At 41.9% G+C, this 5,070-nt stretch carries 3 protein-coding genes; 1 reads left to right on the top strand and 2 read right to left on the bottom strand.

All coding sequences use genetic code 11. From position 1 onward, the window contains the following. Positions 1-238 precede the first annotated feature (238 nt). Both QT992_RS32970 and QT992_RS32965 read right to left on the bottom strand, forming a co-directional pair. Positions 239-1,921 (bottom strand): iron uptake porin, encoded by a 1,683-nt coding sequence (locus tag QT992_RS32970; protein WP_333337719.1) that lies wholly within the window; start codon positions 1,919-1,921, stop codon positions 239-241. Positions 1,922-2,313: 392 nt separating this feature from the next. After that, positions 2,314-3,879 (bottom strand): ABC transporter permease subunit, encoded by a 1,566-nt coding sequence (locus tag QT992_RS32965; RefSeq protein WP_333337716.1) that lies wholly within the window; start codon positions 3,877-3,879, stop codon positions 2,314-2,316. Between the two features lie 314 nt (positions 3,880-4,193). On the opposite strand from QT992_RS32965, the gene QT992_RS32960 reads away from it, so the two are divergent. Continuing rightward, the gene (locus QT992_RS32960; protein WP_333320243.1) at positions 4,194-4,949 is read left to right on the top strand and encodes an amino acid ABC transporter ATP-binding protein; all 756 of its coding nucleotides are present in this window, start codon (positions 4,194-4,196) and stop codon (positions 4,947-4,949) included. Positions 4,950-5,070: the final 121 nt, after the last annotated feature.

Here is a 5,070-nt window from a genome sequence, read left to right as displayed (position 1 = left end):
AAAAAGATGGCTATTCCTATGGATTTTGATTCAAGGCGACTGAAGTCGCAGCCGCTTTCCTCCCCATGTCGGTAGCCCGGGGCTTCTCGCTCGTTTTCTGGTGATAAGTCAGGTTCGTAGTAAGGACTGAGCGTCCTTCTTTTTGAGGACTGAGCGTCCTCACTACAAACCATTTTTATGAATTGCAATCGCTCGGACTTGATATTACCTCAAGTCCGAGCGATTAACCGTTGTGTAATTAAAACAAAAAACTGGTTCTAATTACAAAAATCACTGTATCTGGATTTCGCTTGTCGTGGTTGGGAGCTGTCAGCCAAATTACACCAGGAGTAATTGAGATATTATCATTGATTTGATACCTGTAGAATCCCTCGATGTGAAAGCCGACATCGCGATCTTTTCTCTGTCCTGGAGACACTCCAATAGCTTCAGCGAGAGCGCTATTGCTCGTGCCAGCCAATCGAGGTTGCATGCCAAATACAATCCCTCCTTGATTGCCTTCTTTAATCAAGTCGGGAAAATTGAGATTCACAGCATAATTCCAAACATCAGCATCTCCTTTAACATCACCTAAAGCGCGAGCTTTCTGATAACCCAACCACCCACCAACTTCAAAGCGACGGCTCAATCTGTAATTAGCTTGGATTGCATAACTATTAGCAACAACTGGATTATTAAAAGCACCTTCTCCATTGACTTGAATTATCTTGGCCGCATTACTTCCAGCTAGAGTGTCTGTTCCAAATTTAGGAGAATATGAGTTGATGTAGAGGACACCAACTTTGAGGCGATCGCTAGTATAAAGTAATTGGGCAAAGGCTGTATAACCTCCATTAAATAATCCCGAACCCCGACGGGGACTAGAGACGCTACCTGCTTCGCCAAAGTAACCCCCATCTATTCGGAAATTGTTACTTAGATTGAAATTAAAGCCAATACCTCCCTCTCCAGCAGTAGGAACATACATCGGATTAACTTGACCGAAGTTAGAGATAGCAGCAGTAGCTGGATCTATAAAAGGTGTAACCGTATCGGTAAGGAATGAGGCATCGACTGCCAGAGCGTTCAGATAAATTCGCAGGCGATCGCCAACAGGAAATTGATATTCTAACTGGCGAAGCGTTACAGTATTTGGGTCGCCACTAGCTGTTACGAAGCGAGTTTCATCCGATACTCCAGCCGAAGCAGCAGCAACACTGCCTCCAAATGTTGATCCTGTATCGAATAGTTTGATATTGTGCGACTGAAGTTGAACTATCAGATTGTCTTTTCCTGTAAAACTGGTGTTTAAAGTTAGTCGCAGCCGATAATTGAAAGAGGGGTTATTGACATCGCTGGCATTCTCGCCAAATGCGTCGCCCAAGAAGGTAATTAGTTGACCGCTAAGTTTGGTTGTTGTGGAAAATTGGTTAGCTTCTAATTCGGAAGTGCGGGCTTCCAAAGCGTCAACGCGACCTCGCAAGGTTGCCAATTCGACAGCAAATTCTTCCTGCAATTTCTGGATAGCAGCTAATTCTTCTTTCTTGACTATATTTGCTGTTCCTGATGAGATTAGCTCGTTCATTCTATTCAAACAAGCATTGAGACCCGCTGCAAATTCATAGCGAGTCATCGCTCGATTGCCTCGATAGGAACCGTCGGGATAACCTTGCAAACAGCCGTAACGTTCTACGAGCGATCGTACTGCTTCAAATGCCCAATCAGTTGGTTGTACGTCCGATAGTTGAGAAACAGATGTTATCTGTCCTAAAGGTTCTATTTCTTCTGTTAATTCTTGGATTTCCTGGATAAAATTTACAGTCTCCTGAGATGTGGGCTGCGCTACTTGGGATTCTGTAGCGAGGGCTGCATTATTCGTCAATAAAACATTGCTCAAACAAGCTAAACCAAACAGTATGTTTTTGTAGCAAATCTCAGTCATACTTCCTCTTTTTTTAAGTTGTACCGCTTTAATTGTCCTATAAATTATAGGATTTTTGATTGAAGTTGGGAAGACTTTGGCAATAATTTGTAACAGCCTAATATACTGTTTTTCAGTAACATGAGGTACATCGGTAATGGGTAATTGTAAGGATTTTTGAGTAGCGGATGGGGGCAAGTATGTTTTGAGTTTTGATTATTGACAGTTATTAATTCAAAACTCACTCTGGCGGACACTCTTGGCACATGAACGACCTCTTACTAGGCGTGATGCTACGCTCGTTATTCGAGTAAGAGGTCGAACCCTAAGAATTCAAAACTTTTCTCAACTGTCAACTGTCAACTGTCAACTGTCAACTGTCAACTGTCAACTGTCAACTGTCAACTTTCTTTCTAATTAGCTTTTGACTTCATGCGGATCGGGTCCATATAGATTTCTAACCATTTAAAGACCATGGAAGAAAGCGCAGTCAAAACCAAATAAAATAAAGCAACTATGATGTAAACTTCAAAGGCTTTGTAAGTTGTTGCCACAATTAGTTGCCCTTGACGGAATAATTCACTAAAGCCGATTACAGCCGTCAAACTGGTGTCTTTAATTAAAGTAATAAATTCATTTCCTAATGACGGTAAGATTCGCCGAAAAGCTTGGGGAAAAATGACATCTTGCATGGTTTGCAGTGAACTCATGCCTAAAGATTGACAAGCTTCCCATTGTCCCTTATCAATTGACTGAATTCCGCCGCGAATAATTTCTGCTAAATAGGCAGCTACATTTAAACTCAAAGCAATAATAGCTGCTGGAAAACGATCCAAACTCCATTGCAGTCCAATTCCTTGAAATAAAGCAGGTAAGCCAAAGTAGATGATAAACAATTGCACCAACATAGGAGTACCTCGGAAGAACTCTACATAAATGCGACTAATCCACGCCAGAATCTTATATTCAGAAATCATAGCAATGGCAATTAACGTGCCGCCAATTAAACCAAAAAAGACGGAAAAAGCTGTCAATGTGACGGTTATAACTGCTCCCAAAGGCAAATTCCGCAACAATAGAATAAAGACAGATTGTTCTGCGGCTGGTTCGGAGGGACTTGCGGCAGGAGCTTGAATAGAAGAGGCTGGAGGAGCTATGCCTACCATCGAGGGAGCAATTAAAGGTAGATCGGGAGGTGCTGCTGCAAACCATTTTTGATAAATGCTTTGATAAGCACCAGTTTTTAACAGTTGAAACAGTCCGTAATTAATAGCTGCAACTTGAGTAGATGCTTGGGGTAAAGCAATCCCATAGTATTCTGATGTTAAAAGTTCGCCGACGATTTTAACCCCTTTAAGTCCCGCCTCTTTAATAGCGTAAAGAGTCACAGGGCCGTCATTAACCACTGCGTCAACTTTCCCATTAACTAACTCTTGTAAAGCCAACACAGTCCCATCAAATTCAGTAATTTCTGCGCCGGTTACTTTTTTGGCTTCACTCGCCCCAGTAGTGCCAATTTGAACGGCAATTCTTTTGTTTTTTAAGTCATCAAAACCTTTAATTGTGTTGTTGTCTTCCCGAACCGCGATCGCTAAACCTGCTTTAAAATAAGGATTAGAGAAAGCTAAAGTTTTTGCCCTTTCAGCAGTAATTGTGATCCCGCTAATAGCAGCGTCAATAGTTCCTGCTTGCAGAGCGGGAATAATTCCATCAAAAGGCAAGCTTTCAAATTCGACTTTTACCCCTATTTGTTCCCCAATAGCTTTCATAATATCGATATCAAAACCTTGAAAACCACTGCCATCTGTTGCTTGAAATTCAAAGGGAGGAAAAGTAGGCTCTGTAGCTACTCTCAAGGGTTTTCCCTGCGGTTGTTGGGAAGCAGCGGGGAACAGGTAGATTCCCAGAATCAGTAACAGACTGACTAAAGCCATTCCCAAATGTCGCAACCAACCCAATTGCCGAAATAATAGATTCATTTTTTTGCTTAATTTATTTCTGACTCGGCATTTTAATCTTAAAAAGACCGACATTAATAATAAGAAATATTAATTTTTATTAAAAAATAAAAACTGTAACAAAATCTACAATATGCAGTGAAAATTTTAAGATATCCTAGTAGCGAGTCTGGGAAAGCTATCCCCTTGATGTGGCGATCGAAAGTAGAGTGCGCCGTCGCGACAATCCCGGCTATTTACCGAAAACGCGCCCAAAACGCTTAGTTTCTAACTATGGAGATGTAGGCGAATTAGTATTAATATAGCAAGATGACACATTTGGTGAAGGTGAAACTATGCAAAATTCTACTCCTGTTGTAGTCTGTGACAATCTGCAGAAAAGCTTCGGCACTTTACAAGTCTTAAAAGGCGTTACCGGCAACCTCTATCCAGGGGACGTGGTGTCTGTAATCGGCCCTTCTGGATGCGGAAAAAGCACCTTTTTACGCTGTTTAAATCGCCTGGAAGCCATTAACGGCGGTAACTTGAGCGTAGCAGGGGTAGATTTATCTCGTCCTGATGTGGGTGCTAAGGAACTCCGAAAATTGAGAGTCAGGGTGGGAATGGTTTTTCAACACTTTAACTTATTTCCGCACCTGAGCGTTTTACAAAACTTAATGTTAGCCCCCCGTAAAGTTCTCAATTTACCTGCATCTGAGTGCAAACAAAGGGCGATAATGTATCTAGAAAAAGTCGGTTTGGGGCAAAAAGCAGACAATTATCCCGAACAACTTTCCGGGGGACAAAAACAAAGGGTAGCCATTGCCAGAGGATTGTGCATGAAACCGGAAGTATTGCTATTTGATGAACCTACTAGCGCCCTCGATCCCGAATTAGTGGGAGAAGTTCTCAATGTTATGCAGCAATTAGCCCGCGAAGGAATGACAATGGTTGTCGTTACCCACGAAATGCAATTTGCGCGGGAAGTATCTAATAAAGTTCTCTTTTTCAATCAAGGTATCATTGAAGAAATGGGAGAGCCTGATAAAGTTTTTGCCAACCCTAAAAGCGATCGCCTCAAAGCATTTTTAAGTAGAATGAGCCGGAATTAGATGCCAGAAATAGTAAGCTGTTGCGGCATTTAAATTGTATGTCCAAAAAAATTAAAGTCTTGTGGGGAGTAGGGGTTGGGCGTCCCGCCCGCCCTGAATATACAATTTAAATGCGCGACAG

This window comes from Microcoleus sp. T3_D1 (genome assembly GCF_036700405.1).
Taxonomy (GTDB): domain Bacteria; phylum Cyanobacteriota; class Cyanobacteriia; order Cyanobacteriales; family Microcoleaceae; genus Microcoleus.
Note: the sequence above shows the minus strand (reverse complement) of the source record. Positions and strands in the feature narration are given on the sequence as shown.